This is a genomic window from Streptomyces litmocidini, from assembly GCF_014649755.1.
Classification (GTDB): Bacteria; Actinomycetota; Actinomycetes; order Streptomycetales; family Streptomycetaceae; genus Streptomyces; species Streptomyces litmocidini.
The window spans coordinates 616186-642800 of sequence record NZ_BMTQ01000003.1 but is presented as its reverse complement, the minus strand read 5'-3'; the positions used below and the strand labels follow the sequence as shown (position 1 = coordinate 642800).

Here is a 26615-nt window from a genome sequence, read left to right as displayed (position 1 = left end):
AGAGAGAACCGATGAGCATCCGCGACGTCTACATCGTCGACGCCGTCCGCACTCCGATCGGGAAGTTCGGGGGCGCCCTCGCCTCCGTGCGCCCCGACGACCTCGCGGCCCATGTCGTCCGCGCGCTCGTCGACCGTTCGCCCGCGCTCGACCCCGCGCGCGTGGACGACGTCTACTTCGGCGACGCCAACGGCGCGGGCGAGGACAACCGCGACGTCGCACGCATGGCCGTCCTCCTCGCCGGACTGCCCGTCACCGTCTCCGGCGTCACCGTCAACCGCCTCTGCGGTTCCGGCCTGGAGGCCGTCATACAGGCCGCCCGCGCCATCGCCCTCGGCGACGCCTCCGTGGCGATCGCGGGCGGCGTCGAGTCGATGTCCCGCGCCCCCTGGGTCCTGCAGAAGCCCGAGCGGGCCTTCCCCGCCGGCCACCAGCAGCTCCACTCCACGACCCTCGGCTGGCGCATGACGAACCCGAGGATGCCCGCCGAATGGACGGTCGCACTGGGCGAGGGCGCGGAGCTCGTCGCCGACAAGCACGGCATCACCCGCGAGCGCCAGGACTCCTTCGCCCTCGCCAGCCACCGCAAGGCGGCCGAGGCCTGGGCGAAGGGGCTGTACGACGACGAGGTCGTCCCCTACCCCGGCGTGGAGCTGACCCGCGACGAGTGCATCCGCGACACCACGTCCATGGAGGCCCTCGCCAAGCTGAAGCCCGCCTTCCGCAGCGAGGGCGGCACGGTCACGCCGGGCAACTCCTCGCCGCTCAACGACGGCGCGGCGGCGCTGCTCCTCGTCGACGAGGACGGGCTGCGCGAGACCGGCCGGGAGCCCCTCGCCCGGATCCGCACCTCTGCGGTCACCGGGATCGAGCCCCAGCTCTTCGGCCTCGGCCCGGTCGAGGCGGTCCGTCGGGCCCTGGGGAAGGCCGGGCGCTCCTTCGCGGACCTGACGACCTTCGAGCTCAACGAGGCCTTCGCGGCCCAGTCGCTCGGCTGCCTCGCCGAATGGCCGGAACTCGACCCCGAGATCGTGAATCCTCGCGGCGGAGCGGTCGCGATCGGCCACCCGCTGGGCGCGTCGGGGGCCCGGCTGGCCGGCTCGGTGGCGCACCAGCTCGCCGCGGCCGGCTCCGGCACGGGCCTCGCGGCGCTCTGCATCGGCGTCGGCCAGGGCCTCGCGCTGGTCCTGGAGCGCTGACGGCCCCACGAGGGGACCGGAGCAGCGGGGGGCCCGGAACAAGGAGCTCGAAGCGCGCGAGAGGGGTACGGGAGGCTCCCGTACCCCTCTCGCGGTGGGTCACTTCTGCTGCGCGTCCTCGATGGACTTGCGGACCTCGTCCATGTCCAGCTTGCGCGCCTGCCCGATGACGTCCTCCAGGGCGGCCTCCGGCAGCGCTCCGGGCTGCGCGAACACGGCCACGTTGTCACGGACGATCATCAGGGTCGGGATCGAGCGGATCTCGAACGCGGCGGCCAGCTCCTGCTGCGCCTCGGTGTCCACCTTGGCGAAGACGAGGTCCTGGTGCCGCTCGGAGGCAGCCTCGAAGACCGGGGCGAACTGACGGCAGGGACCGCACCACGAAGCCCAGAAGTCGATGAGCACGAACTCGTTCCCGCTCACGATCTCGTCGAAGTTGTCCTTGGTGAGCTCTACGGTACTCATGCTGTCGGCCTCCGACGTGCGTAAAGGATGGAATCCTGGCTGGTTCCCGGGGCGGTCCGGGAACACGACGGGAACACCAGGGCGTCATGGCGAGCCTAACCCTGCGAACGGACGATGACGGCGTCGTCACCAGCCATCGAGGGAAATGGCGCATGGCCGGTGGCCGGCGGACGGAGCACTTGCTTCCGGACGGCGAGGCGGCGGCGGGGACCTTCGGCCCTGCCGTCGAGGAGAGCGGTCACCGGTCACCGGTGGCCCCGGAGGCGGGGGAAGGGGCAGGGACGCGCCGGCTCCGAGGAGCCGCCGTCCCCTCACCTCCGGCACTCGCACCCCGCGGCGGTCCGCGCGGCGATGCTCGGAGAGCACCCGGCCGCCTTCGAGACCGTCATCCGTGTCCCGTGTCCCGTGTCCCGTGGGGCGGGCCGGGTCAGAAGGCGTAGCGCACGCGCAGCCAGGGTGCGCGGGTCTCGATCGTGCGGGAGAGCGCGTCGACGGCCTCACGTTTGACCGTGTTGCGGTAGCGGACGTTGAGGGCGCCGTTCTCGGACCTCTTGGGCTGCTGGAGGTCCGGCTGCCACAGGACGTCCTCGGCGCGGGGGTGCCAGCCGAGGTTGACCCCGTGCAGGTCCTGGTTGTGGGTGAGCATGATGACCTCCGCGGCGGCCTGTTCCTTCACCCGCCGCGGCAGCACGTCGTCCATCATGCGCAGCAGGTCGTCCCAGGCCTGCCGCCAGCCGGGGCGGATCACGACCGGGGAGAGGTTGAAGTGGACCTCGTAGCCGGCCTCCAGGAAGTCGGCGGCCGCCTCGACGCGGGCGGGGACGGGGCTGGTGCGGATGTCGAGGAGGCGGGAGTCGTCCGGCGGCATGAGGGAGAAGCGGATGCGGGTGCGGCCCTGCGGGTCGAGCCGCAGCAGGTCGGGGTTGACCAGCTTGGTCGCGAAGGACGCCTTGGCGGTGGGCCAGCGGCGGAAGGCGTGGACGAGGTCGGCGGTGTTGTCGCTGATCAGGTCGTCCACCGAGCAGTCGCCGTTCTCGCCGATGTCGTAGACCCAGGCCCGCTCGTCGCACTGGTTGGGTTCGGTCTTCGGGCCGGTGGCGGCGATGTGGCGGCCGAGGGCGTTCAGGACGCGGTCGACGTTGGTGAACACGGTGATGGGGTTGGCGAACCCCTTGCGGCGCGGGACGTAGCAGTACGCGCAGGCCATGGCGCAGCCGTTGGACAGGCCCGGCGCGATCCAGTCGGCGGACCGCCCGTTGGGGCGGACGGCGAACGAGGAGCGTTCGCCGAGGACCAGCGTCTCCCGCTTGATCCTGACCCAGCGCTCGACGTTCCCCTCGTTGCCGTGGAGGTGCGGGATGCGCCAGTGGGAGTCCGTCCGGACGAGCCGGGCGTGAGGGAAGCGCGCGATGATCTGCCGGCCCCGCCAGGACGCGGCGGCGGCCGGTTCCGCATGGATCTCCGCCACCCGCAGCAGTCTGCGCGCCTCGGGCCCGTCACGAAACGGCCGGTCCTCCCGCGCCCCTGCCTCGGCCATGAGGTCCTCCACGGCGAACAGCCCCTCGGGCTGCCGCTCCGGCTCCTCGGGGCCTCGTCGCCCGCCCATTCCACTCCACTCCCTTCCGGTTCCTCAGTACCACTCGTTCCCCAGTACCGCTCGTTCCGTCTCCTCGGACCACGCCCACCGGGATCCGCTGTCCGTCATGGTCGCTCCTCGCAGCCGGTCTCGGAGCGGTCCGGCGTCCGGGGGCCTTGGCCGGCCTCCGGGGAGCCGGTGCGGAGGGCCCACGCGTGCTCCCCGGCCGGTCGTGCCGGTGCACGCGCGGGTACGGTTCCACCCGCCCGCTCCCGCATGGCGCACAGGAGCTGCCGGGCCGCCCAGTCGGGCCCCCGCCCGGACAAGGCCGCCGCCCAACGGCCCAGACCCCGGGGCCTCTCCTGCAGAAGGTGCCGCACCGCGGCGCCCGCCCCGGCCTCGGTCAGGCGCGCCGGGTCGAGACAGACGCCCACCCGGGCCCGTTCGGCGTCATGGGCGATGGAGAACTGGTCGCTGGAGAAGGGCAGCACGAGGGCGGGAACGCCTGCGGCGACGCACTCGGTGAACGAGTTGTTGCCGCCGTGGTGCACCATCGCGTCCACGTGCCTCAGCAGCCGGCGTTGGGGAACGGTGCGCGCGACGCGCACCCTGGGCCCCGCCAGGTGCGCCAGGGACTCCACCCCTTCGCCCGCCGCGACCACGACCGCGGCGTCCGGTACTTGGGAGAGGATCCCGCGGACCACGACGTCCAGAACGTCGTCCCGCGCCGACAGGAACGTGCCGAGAGCGACCAGGACGACGTGCCGGGCCCGCGCCCGCAGCGCGTCGAGGGTCTCCTCCCAGCCGTCGTCCGGGCTTCGCGGCTCCCGGACGACGCAGTGTCCGCCGTACACGTGCCGGGGCCCCGGTCCCTCCCGCTCCGGAAGCCAGGGAAACGGCGGGTAGTTGAACACGACCGCCCGCCGTGAGGCGAGGGCGAAAGCCCGGCCGGGCGCCTCGCGTTCCGGAGCGTGGCGCCGTGCCACCCGCGCGAACTCCTGGGTGAACGCCCTGTCGGTGGCCCGGGCCGCCCTCCGGAGTTCCGCCAGTTCGCCGTCCTCGGGGCGGATGACGGACGGCCACGCGTACGGGACGCCGAAGAGCGCCTCCGGACCGTGCGGAAGGTACGTCGGGTGGCCGGGGCAGAAGGTCGCGAACGGAAGCCCCAGACAGTGCAGGGCCAGCGTCACCGGATAACTGAGCTGGTCGACCACGTACCAGTCCGGAGCGAGACGTTCGTGCAGCGCCCGCATCTCGGCCAGCACGAGCTCCGGATCGGACAGCATGTCCTCGCGGCGGTGCCGCGCCTGGGCGAGGAGCGCGGCGACCGCTCCCTCGCGGGTCGCGGCGAGGAATTCCTCGAGCCGCGCCGCCTCCCGGTCCCCCTGCACGGTGCTCCGGGCGACGCCCGTGTTGGCGTTCCGCGTCACGGTGAGCGGGACGAAGCGCGCCCCCGCCGCCCGGGCCAGGGGAGCGAAGGGCCGGCCGCAGGCCAGGTACGCCTCCGCGCCCGCCCGCGCCAGCGAGCCGGCGAGGACCGCCATCGGCTGTGCGTGGGAGTGGAACGGGGGACTGACCACCACGACGCGCGCCATGCCTTCCTCCTGTCGCACGGGGGCCCGTACCGGACCCCTCCACCGCCTGGATTCCCCCGCAGGACGTCGGGCGGATGCGGGGTGCACGGCGAAGGCGCGGTGGTCCTCGCCCGCGGGACGACCCCGGTCGGCCCGCCGTCACGGCGGCCCGCCGGACCGGGGCCTCGGCGGCCCGCCGCGTCCCCGCCGCGCCGCACGAGGCCGGACGCGTCGGACCCGCGTCGCACGCGGCCGGACGCATCGGACCCGCGCCGCGCGCCACGGGGAGGACGGTGTGCGGCACCGTGCCGCATCCGCGCGTCGCAGCGGGGACGAAACACAGCAGGTCGCCGCCCCTTCGCCACCAGGAGCCCCCATGAACCGTCCAGGTCCGGACGTCCCGACCCCGGCGGAACGCCGTCCGAGCGCGCCCGGCCGCCCCGAGGGGCGGGACCCCTTCGTCGCGGCCCGGCAGAGCTACTGGCACGCGGTCCGCGCGGGCCGCCCCGCGCCGCCGGTCCGGCGGCGCCCGGCGGCCGGCGGCCTGCTGACCGAGCTGGTCGAGGCGGAGTACACGCCGCTCGACCCGTCGCGAACCCGCCCCGGGGCGGCCTCCGCCCGGGACATCGCCCTCGCCCGCCTGCGCAGCGGGATACGGAAGGGAGACGTCCCCTCGCCCGAGACGTGCGTCCGGTCGATCGCCGGAGGCGCCCACGCGAGGAGCGCCGTGGCGGTGGTCTGGCCGGACAGCCTGCGGCGGCACGGTGTCCGCCGGGCGACCGCCGCCCTCGCCGGCGGCCTGTCGCGCGCCCGTGACCCGGAGACGACGTCGTTCCTGCTCGACCTGGCCGCCGCCGGACGCCTTCTGCCCCTGCGGGGGGAGGACCTCGCACGCTTCGCCCGCAGCCCGTACCGACGGGTCCGGCACGCCGCGTGGCGTCTGCTCGCCTCCTCCGGGCACGAGGTGCCCGGGCCGGCGTCCGCCGCGGGCGACCCCGACGCCTACGAGCGGTTGCTCCTGGACGCCCTGCGCCACACGCGTGCGCCCGGTGCCGGAACGACGGGCGAGCGGCCCGGCGTGCTCGTCGCCCAGGCCATGCTGATGGGCGACCCGGACCGGCCGGGGGAGGGACTGAGCGGAGGGCTCGGCGTCCTCCTCGGCGCACTCGGCGACTCCCTCGCCCGCACCGACGGCATCGCGGGAGTGGTCACCACGGTCACCGCGTGCCGGCCGCAACTCGAAGCCGACCCGGTGCTGCTGCGCCGGCGGTCGCCCGGCCACTGGATCCTGCGGCTTCCGGTCGACAGCGACCGCCCGCCGGGCCCCGAGGACATGGGAGACCATCGCGAGGAGACGGCGTGGTGGGCGGCCAGGCTCCTCGGCTCCCTGCGGCCCACGGTCGACGTCCTGCACGTCCGTCACTCCGACGACGGTTCCCTCGCTCTCGCCGAAGCCGCCCGGAGGATCGGCGCCCGTCTGGTCTTCACCGCCACTCCCGACCCGCACCGGCAGGTGACCGAGCGCCACGGCGCACCGGGTGCGGATCCCGTCGCCGTCCGGCACGACCTGCACCGGGTGTTCCTGGCGGACTGCCTGGTCGCCCGCGCCGACCGCGTCGTGGGCATCGCGGGACGTGGCGGCGGCACGGCGGAACTGCTCTCCCACTTCCCCCAGCTGGCCGGGGGCCGGGGAAGCGCCGGCATCGGCGCGCCGCCCGAAGGCATCGCCCCGTACAGGCCCGGGCGCGACGCCGATGCCCGCCGGCGACGACTGATCGAGCCGATCTCGGCCGCTCTGGAAGGCACCGGCACGCCGACGCCGACCGTGCTGCTGTGCGTCGGGCGGCTGCATCCCGTGAAGCAGCAGGACGTCCTGGTCCGTGCCTGGATCGCCTCCGGCTGCCACGAGGAATCGCTCCTCGTCCTCGTGGGCGGCAGCCCGGAGGCGCCGGGGCCGGCGGAGGACCGCGTGCGCGCCGATGTCGAGGAAGCCCTCGCCTCCTGCCCCGACGCCAGGAACCGGCTCCTCATGCTGCCCGCCCTGTCCAACTCCGATGTGAGGCTGCTCGAACGGACCCTCGCCGATCCGTCGAGCGGGATCCGGGCCCGGTACGTCTGCCCGAGCGCCAAGGAGGAGTTCGGGCTGGCGGTGCTGGAGGCCATGGACGCCGGAATGCTCGTCGCGGGTCCCCTGCGCGGCGGAGTTCCGAACTATCTCGTCGACGGGCACAACGGCCTGCTGATCGACACCTCTTCCGTGCGGTCGCTCGGCGCCGGTCTGGCCCGCCTGGTGAGGACGGACGACCGAGAAGCCGCAGAACTCGCCCGCAGGGGAAGGACGCTGGTCGGGAACTCCTATTCGGTGGAGGCCATGGCCCGTGCCCTCGCCGACCACTACCGGGACACGGCCGGTCGGGGGGACGACGTGGGCGGTGGCGCTCCACCGGTTCGGGCAGCCCTCTCCGGGAAGGAACGCACGCCTTTCCACCCCGCGGAGATCATGCGGGGAGAACTGCATCCCTCCCCCCGGCACCCGGCGAAGAAGGGGCATCGGCTCCTCGCTCGGAGTGAGCGGTACGAAGGGACGGAACGATGAACTCCCGAACCCCCGCCGGTGCCGACGCCGGACTCCGGCAGGAGGCGAACGACTCCGACACGTGGATCGCCCACGCCACCGGCGCGGGTCTGCTCACGCCGGCCGGGGCGCTCACCGTGCGCCGCAGGGCCGTCCGCGACCGTGCCTGAGCTCCGTGAGGCCGGGCGGTTCCCGCGCCGTCCCCTCTGCGGCGCGGTGATCGACGCCTTGCTCCTCTCCGGGACGGCGGCACCCGCCGTCGGCGCGGCCATCGGTCCCGCCGCCCCCGGCCCTCCCGGTCCGCACCCCCGCCCGTCGTACGCCGCCTCGACGGTTCCTCCGTCCGCCCTGTCGGAGTCCCGTGCCCCGGGGGCCGAGGGACCCGCCGTCCTCATGGGGCACGCCGACTCGCGCCCAGGGGACCGCGGAGCCTTCGCCGCGCTCGTCGGCGTCCGGCCGGAGGACCGGGTGGCGATCAGCCGGACCGGTGCACCGCCCGTCCTCCACCGCGTGGTGAGCGGTGCCCGGGTGGACAAGGACCGCCTTCCCCCGTCCGCCTTCGCCAGGACGGGCAGACCGGTGCTGACGCTCACCACCGGCGCGCCGCCGTACGAACCCGGCGTCGGCGGCCACCGGAAGAACCTCGTCGTCACGGCGATCCCCCTGTAGTTCGCCGACAAGGGCCGAAGACCCCCAGGAGGCGGACATGGCCGAACACCTCGGCGCCCACGAGCTCGTCGACCTCGTGCTCGCACCGGAGGGCCCGCTTCCCCCGTGGGCACGAGAGCACCTCGACCGGTGCCCGCACTGCCGTCGTGAACTCGACGAACTGCGCGAGGTGGTGCGCGCGGCACGGGCGGTGGCGACGGAGGACGTCCTGGCGCCCCCGCCCGATCGGGTGTGGCAGGCCATCGCCGCCGAACTCGGCCTCGGCGCGGAGGAGCGCCGCGGGCCGTCGGAACGCCACCCGGCCGACCCCCGGAAGAAAAGCCGGGACGGGGGGCCGAGACCGGTGGACACCGCGTGCGAGCGGCCCCCCGGCACCGGCCTCCCGCCCCGGCGCCGACGGGCGTGGCCGTCCCGCCGGACCGGCCTGCTCGCCGCCGCGTGCCTCGCCGTGGGGGCGGTGGCCGGAAGCGCCACCACCTGGTGGCAGCTCGGCGACGACCGGCCGGGAGTGACCGCCGCGCCGCCCGGCCGGCTCACCTCCTCGCGGGCGCCGGGCGTCACCGGTACGGCACAGGTGGTCGGAGGTCCCGGTACGGGGCGCGAGGTGCGGGTGTCCGTCAGCGGACTGCCCGCGACCGACGGGTACTTCGAGGTGTGGCTCATGGACCGGAGCCACGAGAAGCTCATCGCCGTCGGGACACTGGGGCCCGACGGCAGCGCGACCCTGCCCCTCCCCGACGGCGTCGACCTCTCCGGCTATCCGGTGGTCGACGTCTCGGCCCAGCGGTACGACGGCGACCCGGCCCATTCCGGCGAGAGCGTCGCCCGGGGCGACCTCGACGGATAGACACGCCGTCCGGTCCGGACGGGGCGGGGCGGTGGCGCCTGTCGCTCCGCCGGACGGTGCCGCTCACCCTTCGTCGGGGCGGGCGGCCTCCCCGTACACGCCGGAGATCAGGTCGAGCGCCTCCCGCAGGCCTCCGGGCCTCAGCAGGCCGTCGCCGGGGGCGGGCCCCGCCCAGCCGGGGCCCGCCAGCAGAACGAGGGGCGTCGTCCGGGCGCCCCGGGTGCCGAACGCCGTGCCGGCCACGTGACGGGCCAACGCCCGGCTCGCCGTCGAGCGCGTCTGTGACCACAGCACGACCACCGCGGGGCCCGACCGGCGTACCGCCGCGTCCAGGGCCTCGGCGGGGACCGCGCCGCCGAACATCCTGAGCGGCAGCCTCCGTTCGGCCAGTCCCGCGGCCAGCGCCTCCAGCGGCAGGGTGTGGGACTCCGAGGGCGTGCACGCCAGCAGGACGGGGGGCAGCTTCGCCGTCGAGGGCGCGGTGACCGCCGCGCGCCGCAGCGCGGTCGACACCTGCCACGACAGCAGGTGTTCCACCTCCACGTAACGGTCGACCGAGGACTCCCACTTGCGTCCGACGGCGTGCAGGGTGGGGACCATGACCTCTTCCCATGCCGTGACGAGACCGTGGTCCCGGATGACCTGGTCCAGCAGCGTCTGCATCGACGGCGCGTCGAGCCGGACCGCCGCCCGGGCCAGACCGCGGCACTCCTGCCGCACGTCACCGAGCGGCAGCCCGTTGCCCGAGCCGGGCTGACGCCCGTTCGCACGGGGCGCGTCCCCGGGTTCCGTGGCGGGAGGCGCGGTTTCGTCGTCCGCGGCCGGAGGCCTGCCTTCGAGGACCGCGCGCGCGGCCTCGCCGGGGGGCACGCCGGTCGCCGTCAGACGGCACATCTCCTCGAGCAGGGCGATGTCCTGCGGCATCCACCGCCGGTGCCGACCGCTCGCGCGGACGGCGGGTCCGATTCCGTAACGCTGCTCCCAGGAACGCACCGTGGTCGCCGAGACGCCGAGACGACGGGCGACGGCGCCGGTGGTGATTCCGTGAGCAGCTTCGATCTCGGCCATGTCGTCCACCATAGGACCCGGCGACGACGCGGAAGGCCCTTCGAAGGGCACGGGGGGCCCGGGCGCGTGCGGTGCCTGGCCGTCCGTCATCGCCCCTCCCTCCGGGCCAGGACGGGTGCGACGAGACGTCGCTCGACCTCCGTGGCCGCGTCGAGCCCCGGGGGAAGCGCGGGGGGCCTGCCGGTCACCGCCCGGTCGGCGAAGCCCGTGTCGAGGTGGGGCAGGCGCACGTCCATGACGGAGATCCCACGGCCGCGCTGCTCCCGGCGCACCACCCCGAGCCAGGCCGCGAGCGCGGACTTCGCCGCCGTGTAGTCGGCCGTGCCCCGCACCGGCCCGTCGACGACGGCGCCGGTGACGACCGCGAGGACGCTCTCCGCTCCCAGGGCCCGGAGGGCCCCTCGCGCCACGGCCATGGGTGCGAGCGCGTTGACCGCCATCAGGTGTTCGGCCACCGCGCCGGGGACGTCCTCCGCCGGCCCGAAACCCGCGACGCCCACGGCGACGACCACGGCGTCGAGACCGCCCAGGGAGCGCGCCGCCCAGGGCGCCAGCTCCGTACAGGCGTCGAGGTCGTAGGCGTCGAACGAGCGCGCGGGGCAGCCGCCCGTCCGACCGGAAAGCTCCTCGAGGCGCGGCCGGTCGCGGCCCGCCAGCGCGACGGAAGCCCCGCGGTCGGCCAGCATGCCGGCGGCCAGGCCTCCGACGGCGCCGGTCGCGCCCACGACGAGCACCCTCGTGCCGCCGCCCGTCCCGCCTGCCGTGGTGCCGTGCGTCATGCCGTCCTCCCGTCCGCTGATTCCCGTCGGCCTTCTCAGCGCTCCTGGAGAATGCGGCGGAGCGCCAGGAGGCCGCGGCGGATGTGGCTCTTGACCGTTCCCAGGGGGAGACCGGTCCGCTCGGCGATCTGCGCGTGGGTGAGATCGCCGTAGACGGCGAGTGCCAGGAGCTGCCGTTGCACCGGGGAGAGTTCCGCCATCCCGTGCTGGACGAGGATCCGGTCGACGGCGTTCTCGCTCTCGTCGGCGTGGTGGTGCTCGACGTCGTCGTGCCGGGTCCGGACGACCGACTGCTCGATGCGGAGGCGGCGGGTCCGGGCGGAGATCGCGTCGAAGACGACGTGCCGGGTGATGCCGACGATCCAGCCGCCGAGGGCGCCGCGATCGGGCCGGTACCGTTCCCGGCTGCGCCAGGCGGACAGGAAGACCTGCTGGGTGACGTCCTCGGCGTCCTGCGTGTTGCCCAGTGATCGCCGAGCCAGCGCGTAGACCGTGGGAGCCCAGCGACGGTACGCCTCCCGCAGCGCGTCCTCGTCGCCGGCGCGGAACCGGCCGGCCAGCGCCGCGTCGTTCTCCTCCGTCCCCGTCGCCTCGGGCGATGACGGCCAGGTGGGCGCCCGCGGGGTGGTGGGACCGTCGGGAGCGGTGAGGGGGAACTGCAGGACAGCGTTCATGGCGTACTCCTCAGTGGCTTGTGCGCCGCCCTCCCGACAGTGGAAGAAACGATGCGTCTGGGCAACACGCATCGTTTGTGCATCGGATGATCCGGAGCCCGTCCGCATCCGGTGCCTGCCGTCCGGGGGCGATGGGATACGGGGCCGGGGCGGGGGTACGGGAGGAGAGGAAGCGTCTTCGCGCACCCGCACGACGGGCCGCGCCGTCCGGACCGGCCGGAGGGCCCGACGCGGGGCGACACCGCAGGAAGGACGTGCACATGAGGCTCACCGGCGGCGGCTCGGCCCCCCGGCCGACGGACGCGCCGACAGGGCGGTACGTGACGGCCGCGATCGCGGTGGCCGCCGCGGCGGCGGCCGGTGCCGCCGCCGTCGATCCGGACACCCCCTGGTACCGCTCCCTGCGCAAGCCCGCGTGGCAGCCACCCGCGTGGGCCTTCGGCGTGGTGTGGACCCCCCTGTACGCGTCCGTGGCCTTCGCCGGCGGCCACGCGGGAGGCCGCGCCCGCGGCCGGGAGCGGCGGCTGCTCGCCGCGAGCCTGGCCGTCAACCTGACGCTCAACGCCGCCTGGAACTGGTTGTTCTTCCGTCTGCGCAGCCCCCGTGCGGGCCTGGTCGGCACCGTGCTGCTCGACCTGAGCAACGCCGAACTCATCCGCCGTACCGCCCGCACCGATCCGACCGCCGCACGTGCCCTGTGGCCCTACGCGGCCTGGTGCGCCTTCGCCACCGCGCTGAACGCCTCCCTCGTGCGCCTCAACCGATGAGCGGCTTCGCCCACCCGCCCGAACGGCCCGTCTCCGTCGCGTTCGACCGGTGGCCGGTCGAACGCGACGGACGGACGCCGACCCCTCCCGGCCACGGCCGGCGGGCCGACCACGTCCTCCGCACCGGGGACCGGGCCCTCGCCCCGGCCCGGGCCGCCGCCCCGCGCGGCGCCGGCACGACCCTCGCCGACCAGGTCCCGGCGCCCTGACAGCGGCCCGGGAACGGGACGGCGGGGCGGGCCCGTCGACGGGCCCGCCCCGCCGGTCGGACGAGGAACGTCCAGGCCGCGCCCCCGGCACGGAGGCGCGGCTGTCACAGGCTGGTCGGAGGCGGTGCGCGCGGGGCGCCCGCGGCGCCTACTCCCGCGGGGGAGCCGGGGAGGTCTCCGTGCGCGCCCTCAGCTGGTACGGGCGGAGCCGAAGCGCTCCGTCGGCACGCGGCACCTCAGCCGGCCGGCGGTACTCCGACGTCCTGCCGGGCAGCCTGTCCGTGGAGGGCCGCGAAGGGTGGGACGAGGGGTGCGGCGGCCCGCTCTCGCCGTCCCGGACCCTGGCTCCGAGGACGAACGCGCCGATGAGCACGGCGACCACGACCACGCCGATCAGAATCTGCATGACTGTCTCCTCGCACGGGGGTGGCTCTGCCCGCCTGATTCGGCTTCTTCCGTCCCCCGTGGATGCGCCTGCCGGGAAAGGAACCCGTTCGGACGCACCGTGCATCCGGGCAGCCGTGACCCGGCCAATCAGTGCCGAATCTCCCTTCCGATCCGACGAGGTGATCCACGTGACCCCCACCGAGAACCATGCGCCCGGCGCGTACACGCCGAAGGCCGGAACCTTCGTGTGCGACTGCTCCGGCGCCCACCTCTGGCGCATCGACCTCGCCGGCCATCTGTTCCCCGCCTTCCCGCCCGGCTGCTCGGGTCGCTCGTGGCAAGAGCGGGACGCGACCGCGGCGGAGTCGGCGGCCGTCGAGGCGGACCCGCTCCCATGAGGTCGCGCCGGACCCGCTGCGCGGGTCCGGCTCGGCACACGACCGGACCGCTCACCCCCCGCCTTGCACGGTGCGGGCCGTCCATCCGGGCAGCGACGAGCCGTTCGCGAGCCTTCCGGTGAGGCGCACCCGTCCCGCGTCTCCCGCGCGAGCGTCGAGCACGGGCCCCCGCGCGGCGGCGTTCACGGCGCCGGCGGCGGTCACGCCCACGACCCGCCGGCTGCCCGCGGCCAGGAGGTGGCGTGCCCCGCTCGGCGCGGACCAGACCGTCCCGGCGAGGACGTCCTGACCGAACCGCCCGCAGGCGGCGGTGTTCCGTACCGTCGTGACGGGGACCGGCCGGCCGGCCGCCTCCAGGGTGACGTCCGCCCGCCCGGGGCCCTCCCAGGTGTCCGCGCGCGAGCACACCCACAGCGCCCGTCCCGCGCGCTCCGGAAGCGGCTGGGCGGCGAACTCCCAGCGGTTGACCGAGCGGACACCGCTGTCCCGCAGGGCCGTGAGGGAACACGCCGAACGCGCCCACGCCGCGAGGCCGAAGGGGCCCGTTGCCTCCCGCGGGCGGCGCGCGGGGGCTCCGGGCGCCGGCAGGGGCGTCCAGGTCAGATGAGCCGGGACGAGCCCGCCCAGGTCGACGACGAGGAACGCGTGGTCCTCCACGATCCGCGTGGAGGACCGCAGTCGGAGAGCCGGCACCCCGCCGCAGGAGCCGGACGCGGAGCCGGGACCGGCCACCGGCCCGGGACCGGCCACCGGCCCGGTGACGCCGTCCGCCGTCACGGACAGCGACCGTGCGGAGGAGCCGGGAGCGCGCAGATCACGCACCCCGGCCTCCGCGATCCAGGGTGCGAGGAGATAGCGGGTCAGGCGGCCCGTACGGGTGAGGACGACGGCCGCCGCCGTCGTCACGTCGCTGTCGTCGGCCCGCGTCTCCACCAGCGAGGGACGCCCCTGCCCGGTGCCCGGTTCGGTGTAACGGACCAGAGTGCGGCCCGTGTGCAACAGGACGACGACCGCGCCGTCCACGGCACCGGCGAACAGCAGCGAAGGCCGCCCGGCCCGGGACCCGGTCCCCGGGGGCGCACCGCGCGTCCACGCGGTGATCGCGCGCCGCAGCAGGGGCCTGTCGGAGGACCGGTCGCCGCGGGCGGGCCAGGCCGTGAAGTCGACGCGCGAGGTGTCGGCCCACCGCTCGGCGGGGACGCGCACCGGCGCTGCCTCCTCGGGGGCCACGGCCGCCGCCGGGCGCGGGGATCCGGCTTCCGGGACCAGCGCGCCTCCGACCGTTGCGGTGAGGAGCGCCAGGACCCCGGAGAGGGCGGCGACGCGGATGCGCCGACGACGGCGCAGCAGGTCGGTGGGCCGCAGGTGGACCGTGCTGGGATCGAACTCCGGCCGCAGCAGCAGCTCGGCCACGTCGGAGGCGGCGGCCGCGCGCAGCCGCTCCGCATCCGCCACGGCCCGGTCCGGATCCGCCACGCGGGCCTCGCGCAGCAAGGAGAGCACGGGCTCCCGGGCCAGGCCCTCCAGGGCCATGAGGGCGAGGGCCGCGCGCGCCGCCGGCGTCGCCGCCGCGAGCGCGCGGTCCAGCGCCAGCTCGTCCGTTCCCCCGGCCCGGGGGAAGACGCGCAGGCCGAGAGCCTTCGGCAGGGCCGCTCCCCACGACACGCGGAGCGGCGACCGCAGGGAGTGGCGGACGACGCGGGCGCGCAGCCAGTCGTGAGCGGATCGCTCGGGCGTCTCCCCGGACCGAGGTGCGGGGAGGCGAAGCGCGTGGCCGCCGGAGCCGGGACCCGCCCCGGCCCTGCGCCCGGGGAACCGCGGGCGTCCCGTGCCGCCTCCGGCGGTGAGGCTGTGCTGTACGACGGCGTGGGCGGCGAGGACCCTGCCGTGACGGCCGAGATCCGGCGGCAGGATCAGATGCGCCAGCCGTACCAGAGAGGGGTACTGCTCGACGAGGACCGCTTCCGCAGCCGTGCGGGAGGGGCTTCGCCGGGCGCGTATGGAGGCCGTGAGGGCGGGTGAGCCGTTCGTCAGGGGGGACCGCATACAGGGGGAACGACCCCGCGCGGGTGATGTCACCTCGTATCTTTGACCGGGTCCCGGTCCCGCGACGGCCGCCCCGGACGGGCACGCGGAACGGTCGCGCGGGACAACGGTGGGCCGCTCGCCCGACGCCGCCGTCCACCTCGTCCGCGCGGTGCTCATGCCCCGGCGGGCGAGCCCCCCCCCGCGGATACGACGTGTGGAGGACCCGGAGGCCCCGGTCCGCGGTGAAGTCGGCGACGGGGTCGGTGCGCATCCGCCCGCCGACCCCGTCTCCGGCCTCCAGGAGCGGCACCCGCGGCCCCGCCCGGCACGGGTCCCGGCGCGGGCGAGCTCCGCGGTGCTCGTACCGGTCGTCCTCGGGGCTCCTGGCGGTGGACTCCCGGTGCCCCGAGGACTCGCCCGGCACGACGGCGTATCGAGCCGCGCCGTTCCAGGCCGCTGCGTCAGACTGGGACCCATGACACGAACGGTGGAAGACGAACACTCCTACGACGTCGTCGTGATCGGCGCGGGCCCGGTCGGCGAGAACGTCGTCGACCGGGTGCGGGCCGGCGGCCTCACCGCGGCGATCGTCGAGAGCGAGCTGATCGGCGGCGAGTGCTCCTACTGGGCGTGCATGCCCAGCAAGGCGCTGCTCCGCCCCGCCATCGCCCGCTCCGACGCGCGCAGGGTGGCCGGTCTGCGCGAGTCGGTCTACGGTCCGCTGGACGCGATGGAGGTCCTCGCCCACCGGGACGAGGTCGTCGGGCACTGGAAGGACGAGGGCCAGCTGGACTGGCTGGACTCCGTGGGCGCCCGGGTCTTCCGGGGCCACGGCCGGCTCCTCGGCCCGCGCCGCGTCGAGGTCGCGGGTCCCGAGGGCGAGCGGCACGTGCTCACCGCCCGGCACGCGGTCGCCGTCTGCACCGGCACCCGCGCCCTCCTGCCGGAGCTGCCGGGACTGCCCGGGGCGCATCCCTGGACCAGCCGGGAGGCGACCAGCTCCGACCGGGTGCCCGAGCGGCTCGTGGTGGTCGGCGGGGGAGTGGTGGGCGTGGAGATGGCCACCGCCTGGCAGGCCCTGGGCTCGAAGGTGACCCTGCTGGTACGGGGCGGGGGACTGCTGCCGCGCATGGAGCCGTTCCTCGGCGAGCACGTGGCCGCCGCGCTCGGCGCGCGCGGCGTGGACGTCCGTACGGGCGTGGCGGTGAGCGCGGTGGTGCGCGACGGGGGCACCGGACCGGTCACCGTGGTCCTGGAGGGCGGCGACCACGTGGAGGGCGACGAGGTGCTCTTCGCCACCGGCCGGAAGCCGCGCACCGAGGACATCGGCCTGGAGACCGTCGGCCTGACGCCGGGTTCCTGGCTCGACGTCGACGACACCCTGCGGGTCACCGGGAGCGACTGGCTCTATGCCGTCGGCGACGTCAACCACCGTGCGCTCATGACCCACCAGGGCAAGTACCAGGCCCGCATCGCGGGTGCCGCGATCGCCGCCCGCGCGCGGGGCGAGGCCTCCCTGGACACCGGACGGTGGGGCGCGCACGCGGCCACCGCCGACCACGCGGCGGTGCCGCAGGTCGTCTTCAGCGACCCCGAGGCGGCCTCCGTGGGTCTCACCCTCGCCGAGGCGGAGCGCGCCGGGCACCGGGTCCGGGCCGTGGACCTCGACATGCGGTCCGTCGCCGGGGCCGGGCTCTACGCCCAGGGGTACCGGGGGCACGCCCGGATGGTCGTCGACCTGGACCGGGAGGTGGTCCTCGGCGCCGCCTTCGTGGGGCCCGGCATCGGGGAGCTCCTCCACTCGGCGACCGTCGCCGTCACGGGCGAGGTGCCCATCGCCCGCCTGTGGCACGCCGTCCCCGCGTACCCGACGCTGAGCGAGGCGTGGCTGCGTCTCCTGGAGGCCTACCGCGGCTGATGCGCCGTCACGGTCCCTCGTCCGTCCGAAGGGTACGGGGGAACCAGGGCGCGCGCCGCCGAGCGCGCGGCCTCCAGGGCGGGCCGGGGATCCCGGCCCGTCTCCTCGCCGAGGACCACCCGGGTGCTCAACCCGTCGAGGAGGGCCAGGAGTTCGGAGGCGCGGGCGGCTGCGTCCAGCGGGGCGAAACGCCGTCGCGCCGCGCCCGCCGCGAGCAGGGCCTCCAGGTCCTCCTGCCAGCCCGTGTCCAGTTCGGCCTGCGCCTCGCGCAGCGCCGTGTTGCCGGGGGTGCGGGCCCAGAGCTCGATCCACAGGGTCCAGCGCGGATCGCGCGGGCCGCGCGGGAGGTAGAGCCGCAGGAAGAGGTCGAGCTTGCGCTCGGCCGTGATCCGCCGGGCGAGCAGAGCGCGCCGCTCCTCGGCGAGCGCGGCCTCGCTCCAGCGGAGGGCGGCGAGCAGCAGCAGGTCCTTGCTGCCGAAGTAGTACAGGATGTGCCCGCCGCTGGTCCCGAGCCGCTCGGCGAGCGCCGACATGGTGAGGGAGGCGAGGCCGTCCTCGGCGATCGCCGTCATGGCCTCCTCCAGCATCCGCTCCTGGGTGACGTTCCCGTCCCGCCGTCGTGCCGCGCCTGCCACCGCCGCCGTCCCCGTCCTGCCGTTCCACCGAGTCCCGTGTCCGGGATCGACCTTAACCGCAACCTCCGAAGGCCTTGACGTGGCCCGGACCCCTCGCGCATCTTGAATGCCGTTCTAAAAGTTAGAACGGCATTCAAGGCGATATCCACGACAGGAGTGCGGTGTGCTCGAACGCGAGACGGCGCCCGTGACCACGGGCCGGCCGGCGACCGACGAGGTCTTCCAGGTCGAGGAGCACGGGATCGACCCCATCCCCGACGCCGAACGGCACGGCGGGGCCAGGGACGTCTTCTGGCTCTGGTTCGGCTCGAACCTCACCTTCACCTACGTCATCAACGGCGCCCTCGCCGTCGCCTTCGGGCTCTCCTTCTGGCAGGCCACCGCCGTCGTCGTGCTCGGCGGCCTCTCCTTCCTCGCCATCGGCGCGGCCGGACTCAGCGGCGTGCGCACCGGCACCGCCACCCTCGTCATCTCCCGCGCGGCCTTCGGCCGCCGCGGCAACTGGCCCGCCGGACTGCTGAACTGGATCGTCAGCATCGGCTACACCATCGTCAACACCGTGGTCGGCACCCTCGCCCTCGAAGCCTTCTTCGGCGACCTCGGCTGGAACGGCGGACACGCCGCCCGCGCCCTCGCGCTCGCCGTCACCCTCGCGCTGACCTTCGCCGTCGCCCTCTGGGGCCACGCCACCGTCCAGTTCGCCGAGCGCTGGATGGCCTACGTCCTCGCCGCCGGCTTCGCCGCCCTGCTCGTCCTCGTCCTGCCCGGCGCCGACACCTCCGCCCCCGCCGCCGCGCCCGGCGCCTCCGGCTGGAGCCTCGCCTTCGTCGTCATGTTCGCCGGCCCCTTCTCGTACCTCCCCATGCCCGCCGACTACACCCGCTACCTGCCCCGCACCACCAGTCTCAAGGCCCTCACCTGGAGCGGCGCCCTCGGCGGCTTCGTCTCCTCCGTCGCGCTCGGCGTCGCCGGGGTCGCCGCCGCGACCCAGGCCGACATGACCGACGCCGTCGCCGGCACCGAAGGCCTCCTCCCCGGCTGGTTCCAGCCGCTCTTCCTCGCCCTGGTGCTCGGCGGCTCCGTCACCAACTCGATCATCACGCTCTACTCGTCGAGCCTGAACCTCCAGGTCCTCGGCATCCCCTGGAGCCGGGCCCGCGCCATCGTCATCAGCGCGGCCGTCACCGCCGCCGGCTCCCTCGGCGCCCTCTTCCTCACCGACTTCACCACCTCCCTCCTCTCCTTCCTCTCCCTCCTGATCATCGTCTTCGCCCCCTGGGGCGGGGTCTTCCTCGCCGACATGGTGCTCCGCCGCTGCACCTACGACTCCGCCGCCCTGCACGCGGACACCGGCGGCGCCTACGGGTACCGCTCCGGCTGGCACCCGGCCGGCATGACCGCCCTCCTCGCCGGCCTCCTCTTCTCCGCCCTCACCTGCGACTCCGAGCTGTGGACCGGCCCCCTCGTCGCCCCGCTCGGCGGCGCGGACCTCACGCTCCTCGGCGCCGTCGTCTCCGCCCTGGTGTACGTGCTCCTCGCCCGCCGCACCGTCGCCCCGATCCAGTGACCCCCTCGACCCTTCTCGTACGACACGGAGCCACACCCCCATGAACCGCACCGTCCCCGCCGACCTCGTCCTCACCGGGGCCCGCATCCACACCGTCGACCCGGCGCTCCCCGAGGCCCAGGCCCTCGCCGTCCGCGCCGGACGCGTCGTCTGGATCGGAGCCGATGCCGAAGCGGCCGACTGGACGGGCCCCGACACCCGGATCCTCGACGCCGGCGGGCGACTCGTCCTGCCCGGCTTCGTCGACGCCCACAACCACGTCCGCCTCGGCTCCGACGACGCCTGCGTCCAGCTCGCCGGAGCCCGCACGCTCGACGAGATCCACCGGCGCATCCGCACCTGGCGCGCGGCCCACCCGGACGCCGGGTGGATCGAGGCCGAGGCCTTCGACTACTCCGCGATCCCCGGCGGGCGGATGCCCACCGCCGCCGACCTCGACCCGGCCACCGGGGACACCCCCGCCCTCGTCCTCAGCTACGACGTCCACACCGCCTGGCTCAACACCGCCGCCCTCCGCCGCCTCGGCGTCGACCGCGACCACACCGAACTGCCCTTCGGGCGGGCCGTCACCGACCCCGCCACCGGCGAACCCACCGGATTCGTCAAGGACTTCGCCGTCAAGGGCCTCTCCCGCGAAGGCCACCGCGCCCTGCGCGAGCTCGGCCTCCCGTGGGCCTCGCCCGACCGGCAGTACGGACGGCTCGTCAAGAGCCTGGACGACGCCATCGGCTACGGCATCACCACCGTCGTCGAACCGCAGAACTCCCTCGACGACCTCGCCCTCTTCGAGCGTGCCCGCGCCGAGGGCCGGCTCCGCTCCCGGATCGTCGCCGCGCTCTTCCATCCGCGCGGCACCACCGAAGCGGACCTGGACGACTTCGAGACGGCGGCCGACGCGTACGCCGACGACCGGCTGCGGGTCGGGCCGCTCAAGCTGTACATCGACGACGTCGTCGAACCCCGCACCGCCGCCCTCCTGGAGCCCTACGCCGGTTGCTCCCACCACCGCGGCGACACCTTCTACCCGCCCGAGGAGTTCGCCGAGCTGCTCACCCGGCTCGACGCGCGCGGCTTCCAGTGCTTCGTCCACGCCACCGGCGACCGGGGCATCCGCACCGTCCTCGACGCCGTCGAGCGGGCCCGCGCCGTCAACGGGCCGCGCGACGCCCGCCACCAGGTCGTCCACGTCGAGTGCCTCGACCCGGCCGACACCCCGCGCTTCGCGGCACTCGGCGTCGTCGCCTGCATGCAGCCCCGGCACGCCGCCCCCGACATCGCGGGACCCGGCCAGGACTGGGCCGAGAACGTCGGCCCCGAGCGCTGGCACAAGGCCTGGCCGCTGCGCAGCCTGCACGCGGCCGGTGCGGTCCTCGCGCTCTCCAGCGACTGGAACGTCGCCGAGATGGACCCCATGGTCGGCATCCACGCGGCCGTGACCCGCCGGCCGCCCGGCGGCGGCGAGGCCTGGACGGCCGGCGAGACGATCGACGTCGCCACCGCCGTCGAGGGCTACACGAGGGGCTCGGCCTACGCCAACTTCCTGGAGCACGAGCGCGGCTCGCTGACGGTGGGCAAGCTCGCCGACTTCGTCGTCCTCTCCCGCGACATCCTCCGCATCGCCCCCGAGGAGATCCCGGGCACGGTGGCGGAGACGGTCGTGGTGGGCGGAGAGGTGGTCGTGGACCGGCGACAGGGGGCGTGACGGCGGGGCGGCCCGTCCCTCCTGGGACGGGCCGCCCGGAGCCGGACGGGATCAGAGGCGGTCGAGGATCTTCCGCAGCTGGTCGACCTCGGCGGACTGGGTCCGTACGACGTCGTCGGCGAGCTTCCTGGCCGTGGCGTTGGCGCCGTCCTCCTGCTCGTCCTTCGCCATGGCGACGGCCCCGTCGTGGTGGGCGATCATCAGCTCGGCGAACTTCCGGTCGAAGGCCTTGCCCTGGGTGGCGGCCAGGTCCTTCATGTCCTGGTCGGACATCATCCCGGACATGCCGTGTCCGGAGCCGTGGCCGGCGGACTCCGGCTTGCCCCAGCCCTTCAGCCAGGCCTTCATCTTCCGGATCTCCGGGTCCTGGGCCTGCTCGATCGCGGCGACCAGCTTCTTGACCTCGGGGTCCTCGGCGCGGCCGTCGGCGAGTTCCGCCATCTCCAGGGCCTGCTCGTGGTGCGGGATCATCATCTGCGCGAACATGACGTCCGCGTCGTTGAAGTCCCCGGGGGCGGAGTCCGCGCCGGCGGCGGGAGCGGAGGCGGTGGCGGAAGGCGTGCCGGAGGACGTGGCGGACGTCCCGCCGTGGTCCGTCCCGCTCGTGCCGCCGTCGGTGCCGCAGGCGGTCAGGAGCAGCCCGGCTCCGGCGAGCGCCCCGGCCAGGGCGAGCTTGCGGGTGGTGCGGTGCGTGAAGGCGCGCATGGGGATACCTCGTGTGCTGTGTGTACGTACGGCGCGTACGTACGGCGGAAAGGGAACGACCGGCGGCGCGGGGGCGGCGTGGAGCGGCCCCGGGCGCGCGGGTTCGGTCTATATCCGCAGGACGGACAGCCGGGCGAGGTCGGGGGGCCGCGGGGGAGGGCCGTGCGGCCCGACGGCGCGGACGAGCCGCGCGAGGGGGAGGACGAGCCGGTCGGCGCGGCGTCCGAGCGCGGCCCGGACGAGTCCCGCGAGCAGCCAGGCGCCGAGGACGGCCACGCAGAGGGTGGTCATGTCCGTCCCCGTCCCCGTGCCCGGTTCGTGCCGGGCGTCGGAGCCCCCACCGGCGTGCGGGGCGCCGTCGTGCGACGCGGGGGCGTACGCCGGGGAGCCGTGATGCGGGCCGGACACGGCATCCGTGCTCGTGCTCATGTCTCCGCCGGAGCCCTCGGGGTGGCCGACGGTGTGCATCAGGAACACCCCGAGCGCGAGCACGACGACGAGCAGGAGGTGCCCGACGGCACCTCCCGCTCGCTCACCGTGTTCCGCTCGGTGTGTACGCACAGCCAGGACCTCCTGGCGGCGAATATACCGCGTGGGGGTATCAGCGGCGCGTCAGGACAGGGTCTCGCCCGTCATGGCGGCGGCCATCCGAAGGTGCGGCGCGGCCTCCTCCGGGCGCCCCTGGCGCTCCAGGGTGCGCCCGAGCATCAGACGGGCGTAGTGCTCGACCGGGTCGCGCTCCAGAACGGCGCGCAGCTCGGTCTCGGCGCGGGAGAGCTGCGCGGAGTGGTAGTAGGCCCGGGCGAGGAGGAGCCGCTGGGCCGTCTGCTCCGGGTGCTCGGCGACGAGGCCGCGCAGGATGCGGACGGCGGTTCCGTACTCCTTCGCGTCGAAGAACAGCTGCGCCCGCTCCCAGCGCTCCCCGGCCGTACCGAACTCGTAGTACGTGTCGCTCACTTGCGCTCCCTTTCCAGAGCTTCGGATCTGCCACCCTGGGAGGTGGTCGACCACGTCAACACCGCCGATTAGTTGAACATTCCACCAAGAATGGGTTGAGTGCCATGAGCAATCTCGATCGTCAGGCCACTCTGTCCGTGTGCGGCGGTCGCGGCTTCGTCGTCGCCGAACCGGTACGGGAGCTGCTCAGCCCCCGCCGCGTCCGGCTCGGCGAGTCGACCGAGGTCCGCAGGCTGCTCCCGAACCTCGGGCGGCGCATGGTCGGCGCCTGGGTCTTCGTCGACCACTACGGCCCCGACGACATCGCCGACGAGCCCGGCATGCAGGTCCCGCCGCACCCGCACATGGGCCTGCAGACCGTCAGCTGGCTCCACGAGGGCGAGGTGCTCCACCGCGACTCCACCGGCAGCCTGCAGACCATCCGCCCGCGCGAACTGGGCCTCATGACCTCGGGCCGGGCGATCTCCCACTCGGAGGAGAGCCCCCGGCCGCACGCCCGCTTCCTCCACGGCGCACAGCTCTGGGTCGCCCTCCCCGACGCCCACCGGCACGTGGAGCCGCACTTCCAGCACCACGCCGACCTGCCCCGGATCACCGCGCCCGGCCTCACCGCCACGGTGATCCTCGGCGCCCTCGACGGAGCGGCCTCGCCGGGCACCACGTACACCCCGATCGTCGGCGCGGACCTCGCCCTCGCGGCGGGCACCGAGACGGGCCTGCCCCTGGAACCCGACTTCGAGTACGCGGTCCTCGGCATGTCCGGCGAGGCCCACGTCGACGGCGTCCCCGTCCTGCCCGGCTCCATGCTCTACCTCGGCTGCGGCCGCACGGAACTCCCCCTCCGCGCCGACTCCGACGCGGGCCTGATGCTCCTCGGCGGGGAACCCTTCGAGGAGGAGATCGTGATGTGGTGGAACTTCGTGGGCCGCACGGACGAGGAGATCCGCCAGGCCCGGGAGGACTGGACGACCGGCTCCCGCTTCGGCGAGGTGAAGGGCTACGACGGCGACCGCCTGGACGCGCCGGAGGTGCCGGCGACGCAGCTGAAGGCGCGGGGAAGGGTGCGCTGAGCTGGTTTTTCCTGTCGAGCCGATGAAGGGCCGAGGGGTGCTCGGCCCCGGCCGGTGGCTGCCGTCGTGACGGCGGGAGGGGGCGCATCGCGCCCCTTCCCGGTCGCGCGGTCGAGAAGCGTGCCTTTCGGTGTGTGCTCGGGTGCGGGCAGGTCCGGTCAGCCGGATGCGGACCTTCCGCCGACTTCGCTGGCAGGCCATCAGGCGGCATGGTGATGCGGCGCAGGGTGGGGCGGCAAGCCGGCCTCGATTGCCGGCGGTACGGCAGAGGGATCCGCACCGACCCGGGGAGAGGCGCATCGGCTTCATGACGTCCCGGGGGTGCCCCTCGTACACGGACTCGCACGGCTCCGGTGCCGGAGAAGACGTTTGTCCGGACGAGATCGGTGCAGACGTTGAGCTGACACGGTCCTTATACGACGAAGTGGAGAAGCACCATGGGCATCATCGCGTGGATCCTCATCGGCCTGATCGCCGGCGCCATCGCCAAGGCCCTGATGCCGGGCAAGGACCCCGGCGGCATCATCATCACCATGCTCATCGGCATCGCCGGCGGCCTGCTCGGTGGCTGGCTCGGCAAGGTCATCTTCGGTGTGGACTCCGTCGACGGCTTCTTCGAGATATCCACCTGGATCGCCGCCATCGTCGGCTCCGTCATCCTCCTCGCCCTCTACCGCCTCATCACCGGCAACCGGCACACCCATCGCCACGCCTGATCGAGCCGGGGCACACGCCCCACAGCCCCCGAACGGCTCCCTCTCCCGTTGCCCACGGGACGGGAGCCGTCGGCCTGTGCAGCCCCCCTCACCGAACCCTGAAACGGCTGTGCCTCCCGCCATGGCGGCACAACCTCTTCTCCCTGGCCCGCCCCCGGGCTCAACAGACAGGTGAACCTGTCTTCGGGAGGTGCAGTACGCACCGCTGAGCTTCGACATCTCCTTCCAGGAAATCTTCTCCACGCTCTGCTCGGGCGGAACACTGTGCCTGGCCGGCCACACGGAACGCCGCGACCTGCCCGCGCTGCTGGGCCTCCTCGACCGCGAGCACGTCGAGCAGGCCTTCCTTCCCCCGGTGGCCCTCCAGTTCCTCGGGCGCGACGACGCCCAGGTCAAGGTGCGGGGCTTTCGCGTGGAGCCCGCCGAGGTGGAATCGGCCGTCACCCGCCTGGAGGGACGGTACCCGGGCCTGCGGGACGCCTCGGCGGGCGATCCCGGGTGTGATGCCGAGGGCCAGGAGGACCTGGTGCAGGGGGGAGACCGGCCGCGGTCCGGTCCCGCAGACGCCGCCGGGCAGACCGGAATCATCGCTGACACGGGGATCCGCGTCGGCGAGCTCGGGCAAGGCCTCCGAGCGGGCGGTCGGACAGGAGGGGAACTCGCCCCGTGGGCACGATGGTTCGGCCGATGGCCCTCGGTGTCCATGGTGATGTCGCAGGAGGCGCGCCGGACGGTCGCGCCGGCCGCCACCGTCCGGCGCGACCGTGGCGTTCGTCCTCCGCGCCGTGATCGTGGCCGACGCGGTCGCGACGCCGGACGGGGGGCGGGGTGCCCGGCGGGTGCCGCCGGTCTTCGGACGGTGGTGGAGGCGGAGGCTCCTCGGACGCCGGTGGAGGCGGAGGCCGGATCGTCCGCGCCGTGCGTGGTGAGCCGGCCGCCGCCCCCGCTGCTCAGGGGGTGAGCACGAGGCGGATCGGGTCTCCGATCTTCTTCTCCAGCCGGGCGACGGCGTCCGCGGCTTCGGCCAGCGGGACGTGGGCGCTGACGGAGGGGCCGAGGTCGATCCGTCCGGCGGCGGCCAGTCCGACGAGCTGTTCCACGTGCTCCGGCTCGGAGCCGTAGTGCCCGCGGATCTGCCGGACGTTGAAGCAGAAGTCGATGCTGTCGGCGACGGTGATCGGCTCCGGGGTGAGGCCGGCGAGCACCAGGACGCCATTCGGGCCGAGCGCGGCGCCGGCCTGGGCGCGGGCCGCTCCGACGCCGGCGAAGTCGAAGGCGACGTCGATGCCCCGGCCCGCCGTGGCCTCGCGCACCGCCTCGGCGAAGTCTCCGGCCGCGGGGTCCAGCGCGTGGTCGGCTCCGAAGAGGAGGGCGCGCTCGCGGGCGGAGGGCAGCGGGTCGACGGCGATGACGGGGGCGGCGCCGACCAGGCGGGCGAGCCGGATGCCGTGGGCGCCGAGGCCCCCCGCCCCCCAGATGCCGACGGCCTGCGCGGGGCGGACCGCGCCGGTGTCCACGATCGCGGCGTACGGGGTGGAGACGGCATCGGGGATGATCGCGGCCTGGTCGAACGGCAGGTGGTCCGGGATGGGGAGCAGGGTGTCCTCCCGGGCGAGGGCATACTGCGCCCAGCCCCCGTCGTAGTCCACTCCCCGGGTCAGGGGTCGGCGGCAGGGCATGCGGCGCAGGCAGTCGGCGCAGTCGCCGCACGCCTGGCCGGCCTGGAGCACGACCCGCCGGCCGGGAGTCCAGTCGCCCTTCACGTCGGGGCCGAGGGTGTGGACGATGCCGGCCACCTCGTGACCAGGGGTGAGGGCGCCGGATTCCTTGACGGCGTCCACGGGGTGGAAGGGGCTCAGGCTGCCGTCGATCAGATGGATGTCGGACAGGCAGACGCCGGCGGCCCGCACTTCGACGAGGACCTCACCCGGTCCGGGGACCGGGATCGGGACCTCTTCGACGGCGAAGGTGCGGGTGTCCAGGCGCAGCCGTCCGGCCAGCATGGTGTTCACGGGGAAACCTCGATGTGCTCGGTGAGTAGCGCGCACGCAACTCATGCGCTCGACATGGTCGACTGACCATGTCGATTAACCGTGTCCAGTGACGAGGTGGTCTGTCAAGCCGCTCCCG

At 74.6% G+C, this 26615-nt stretch carries 27 protein-coding genes; 14 read left to right on the top strand and 13 right to left on the bottom strand.

Annotation, left to right across the window (positions count from 1 at the left end):
- The first annotated feature begins 11 nt into the window (after positions 1-11).
- Positions 12-1199 (top strand): thiolase family protein, encoded by a 1188-nt coding sequence (locus tag IE180_RS09385; RefSeq protein ID WP_190156313.1) that lies wholly within the window; start codon positions 12-14, stop codon positions 1197-1199.
- A 99-nt stretch (positions 1200-1298) separates the two neighbouring features.
- Here IE180_RS09385 and trxA read toward each other — a convergent pair whose 3' ends face one another.
- The 3 genes from trxA to IE180_RS09370 form a co-directional block, all read right to left on the bottom strand.
- Positions 1299-1664, bottom strand: coding sequence for a thioredoxin (trxA, locus tag IE180_RS09380; protein WP_190156312.1), 366 nt, complete (start codon positions 1662-1664; stop codon positions 1299-1301).
- Positions 1665-2091: 427 nt separating this feature from the next.
- Positions 2092-3201 carry a spore photoproduct lyase family protein gene (locus IE180_RS09375; protein ID WP_229860403.1) on the bottom strand — a complete coding sequence of 370 codons (1110 nt, stop codon included), beginning with the start codon at positions 3199-3201 and terminating at the stop codon, positions 2092-2094.
- A gap of 164 nt (positions 3202-3365) precedes the next feature.
- Positions 3366-4835: a glycosyltransferase gene (locus IE180_RS09370; RefSeq protein WP_190156310.1), complete on the bottom strand. Its 1470-nt coding sequence runs from the start codon at positions 4833-4835 to the stop codon at positions 3366-3368.
- Between the two features lie 355 nt (positions 4836-5190).
- On the opposite strand from IE180_RS09370, the gene IE180_RS09365 reads away from it, so the two are divergent.
- The 4 genes from IE180_RS09365 to IE180_RS09350 are packed head-to-tail and all read left to right on the top strand — an operon-like array spanning position 5191 to position 8905.
- Positions 5191-7410: a glycosyltransferase family 4 protein gene (locus tag IE180_RS09365; protein WP_190156309.1), complete on the top strand. Its 2220-nt coding sequence runs from the start codon at positions 5191-5193 to the stop codon at positions 7408-7410.
- Complete coding sequence (locus IE180_RS09360) at positions 7407-7559, top strand: hypothetical protein (RefSeq protein ID WP_190156308.1); 153 nt, start codon at positions 7407-7409, stop codon at positions 7557-7559. The genes IE180_RS09365 and IE180_RS09360 overlap by 4 nt, the downstream gene beginning before the upstream one ends.
- A complete protein-coding gene (locus IE180_RS36295) occupies positions 7552-8058 on the top strand; it encodes a class F sortase (protein ID WP_229860389.1) in 507 nt (168 codons plus the stop codon). Before IE180_RS09360 ends, IE180_RS36295 begins: the two co-directional genes overlap by 8 nt.
- A 37-nt stretch (positions 8059-8095) precedes the next feature.
- Positions 8096-8905 carry an anti-sigma factor gene (locus tag IE180_RS09350; protein ID WP_190156307.1) on the top strand — a complete coding sequence of 270 codons (810 nt, stop codon included), beginning with the start codon at positions 8096-8098 and terminating at the stop codon, positions 8903-8905.
- A 63-nt stretch (positions 8906-8968) separates the two neighbouring features.
- Here IE180_RS09350 and IE180_RS09345 read toward each other — a convergent pair whose 3' ends face one another.
- The 3 genes from IE180_RS09345 to IE180_RS09335 form a co-directional block, all read right to left on the bottom strand.
- Positions 8969-9973 carry a MerR family transcriptional regulator gene (locus IE180_RS09345; RefSeq protein ID WP_190156306.1) on the bottom strand — a complete coding sequence of 335 codons (1005 nt, stop codon included), beginning with the start codon at positions 9971-9973 and terminating at the stop codon, positions 8969-8971.
- Between the two features lie 86 nt (positions 9974-10059).
- Positions 10060-10752: an SDR family NAD(P)-dependent oxidoreductase gene (locus IE180_RS09340; RefSeq protein ID WP_190156305.1), complete on the bottom strand. Its 693-nt coding sequence runs from the start codon at positions 10750-10752 to the stop codon at positions 10060-10062.
- Positions 10753-10787: 35 nt separating this feature from the next.
- The gene (locus IE180_RS09335; RefSeq protein WP_229860388.1) at positions 10788-11426 is read right to left on the bottom strand and encodes an RNA polymerase sigma factor; all 639 of its coding nucleotides are present in this window, start codon (positions 11424-11426) and stop codon (positions 10788-10790) included.
- 260 nt (positions 11427-11686) lie between these two features.
- Here IE180_RS09335 and IE180_RS09330 point away from each other — a divergent pair, with 260 nt between their 5' ends.
- Together IE180_RS09330 and IE180_RS09325 are read left to right on the top strand one after the other, a co-directional pair.
- A complete protein-coding gene (locus IE180_RS09330; protein WP_190156304.1) occupies positions 11687-12193 on the top strand; it encodes a TspO/MBR family protein in 507 nt (168 codons plus the stop codon).
- Positions 12190-12402, top strand: coding sequence for a hypothetical protein (locus IE180_RS09325; RefSeq protein ID WP_190156303.1), 213 nt, complete (start codon positions 12190-12192; stop codon positions 12400-12402). The genes IE180_RS09330 and IE180_RS09325 overlap by 4 nt, the downstream gene beginning before the upstream one ends.
- A gap of 148 nt (positions 12403-12550) precedes the next feature.
- Here IE180_RS09325 and IE180_RS09320 read toward each other — a convergent pair whose 3' ends face one another.
- Positions 12551-12808, bottom strand: a complete 258-nt coding sequence (locus IE180_RS09320) for a DUF6479 family protein (RefSeq protein WP_190156302.1) — start codon at positions 12806-12808, stop codon at positions 12551-12553.
- Positions 12809-12977: 169 nt separating this feature from the next.
- On the opposite strand from IE180_RS09320, the gene IE180_RS09315 reads away from it, so the two are divergent.
- On the top strand, positions 12978-13187 hold the full coding sequence (locus IE180_RS09315) for a hypothetical protein (RefSeq protein WP_190156301.1): 210 nt from the start codon (positions 12978-12980) through the stop codon (positions 13185-13187).
- A gap of 51 nt (positions 13188-13238) precedes the next feature.
- Here the strand turns inward: IE180_RS09315 and IE180_RS09310 are convergent, their stop codons facing one another.
- A complete protein-coding gene (locus IE180_RS09310) occupies positions 13239-15233 on the bottom strand; it encodes a hypothetical protein (protein WP_229860387.1) in 1995 nt (664 codons plus the stop codon).
- A 457-nt stretch (positions 15234-15690) separates the two neighbouring features.
- On the opposite strand from IE180_RS09310, the gene IE180_RS09300 reads away from it, so the two are divergent.
- Positions 15691-17133 (top strand): dihydrolipoyl dehydrogenase family protein, encoded by a 1443-nt coding sequence (locus tag IE180_RS09300; protein WP_190156300.1) that lies wholly within the window; start codon positions 15691-15693, stop codon positions 17131-17133.
- Here the strand turns inward: IE180_RS09300 and IE180_RS09295 are convergent.
- A complete protein-coding gene (locus IE180_RS09295; RefSeq protein WP_190156299.1) occupies positions 17121-17768 on the bottom strand; it encodes a TetR/AcrR family transcriptional regulator in 648 nt (215 codons plus the stop codon). The genes IE180_RS09300 and IE180_RS09295 overlap by 13 nt on opposite strands.
- 163 nt (positions 17769-17931) lie before the next feature.
- Between IE180_RS09295 and IE180_RS09290 the strand changes: the two genes are divergently transcribed.
- Positions 17932-19335 (top strand): purine-cytosine permease family protein, encoded by a 1404-nt coding sequence (locus IE180_RS09290; protein WP_190156298.1) that lies wholly within the window; start codon positions 17932-17934, stop codon positions 19333-19335.
- Between the two features lie 40 nt (positions 19336-19375).
- Entirely contained in the window at positions 19376-21037 is a 1662-nt protein-coding gene (locus tag IE180_RS09285; protein WP_190156297.1) for an amidohydrolase, read from the top strand.
- Between the two features lie 51 nt (positions 21038-21088).
- On the opposite strand, the gene IE180_RS09280 is transcribed toward IE180_RS09285, so the two are convergent.
- From IE180_RS09280 to IE180_RS09270, 3 genes are all read right to left on the bottom strand, one after another.
- Positions 21089-21742: a DUF305 domain-containing protein gene (locus IE180_RS09280; protein WP_190156296.1), complete on the bottom strand. Its 654-nt coding sequence runs from the start codon at positions 21740-21742 to the stop codon at positions 21089-21091.
- A 108-nt stretch (positions 21743-21850) separates the two neighbouring features.
- Positions 21851-22303 carry a DUF6153 family protein gene (locus IE180_RS09275; protein WP_190156295.1) on the bottom strand — a complete coding sequence of 151 codons (453 nt, stop codon included), beginning with the start codon at positions 22301-22303 and terminating at the stop codon, positions 21851-21853.
- Between the two features lie 51 nt (positions 22304-22354).
- Complete coding sequence (locus IE180_RS09270) at positions 22355-22699, bottom strand: tetratricopeptide repeat protein (protein WP_190156294.1); 345 nt, start codon at positions 22697-22699, stop codon at positions 22355-22357.
- A 104-nt stretch (positions 22700-22803) separates the two neighbouring features.
- Here IE180_RS09270 and IE180_RS09265 point away from each other — a divergent pair, with 104 nt between their 5' ends.
- The 3 genes from IE180_RS09265 (at position 22804) to IE180_RS09255 (ending at position 25446) form a co-directional block, all read left to right on the top strand.
- Positions 22804-23769: a pirin family protein gene (locus tag IE180_RS09265; protein WP_190156293.1), complete on the top strand. Its 966-nt coding sequence runs from the start codon at positions 22804-22806 to the stop codon at positions 23767-23769.
- A 437-nt stretch (positions 23770-24206) separates the two neighbouring features.
- Positions 24207-24485 (top strand): GlsB/YeaQ/YmgE family stress response membrane protein, encoded by a 279-nt coding sequence (locus IE180_RS09260; protein ID WP_190156292.1) that lies wholly within the window; start codon positions 24207-24209, stop codon positions 24483-24485.
- A 190-nt stretch (positions 24486-24675) separates the two neighbouring features.
- Complete coding sequence (locus IE180_RS09255; RefSeq protein WP_190156291.1) at positions 24676-25446, top strand: hypothetical protein; 771 nt, start codon at positions 24676-24678, stop codon at positions 25444-25446.
- Here the strand turns inward: IE180_RS09255 and IE180_RS09250 are convergent.
- The gene (locus tag IE180_RS09250; RefSeq protein ID WP_190156290.1) at positions 25436-26497 is read right to left on the bottom strand and encodes a zinc-binding dehydrogenase; all 1062 of its coding nucleotides are present in this window, start codon (positions 26495-26497) and stop codon (positions 25436-25438) included. The genes IE180_RS09255 and IE180_RS09250 overlap by 11 nt on opposite strands.
- Positions 26498-26615: the final 118 nt, after the last annotated feature.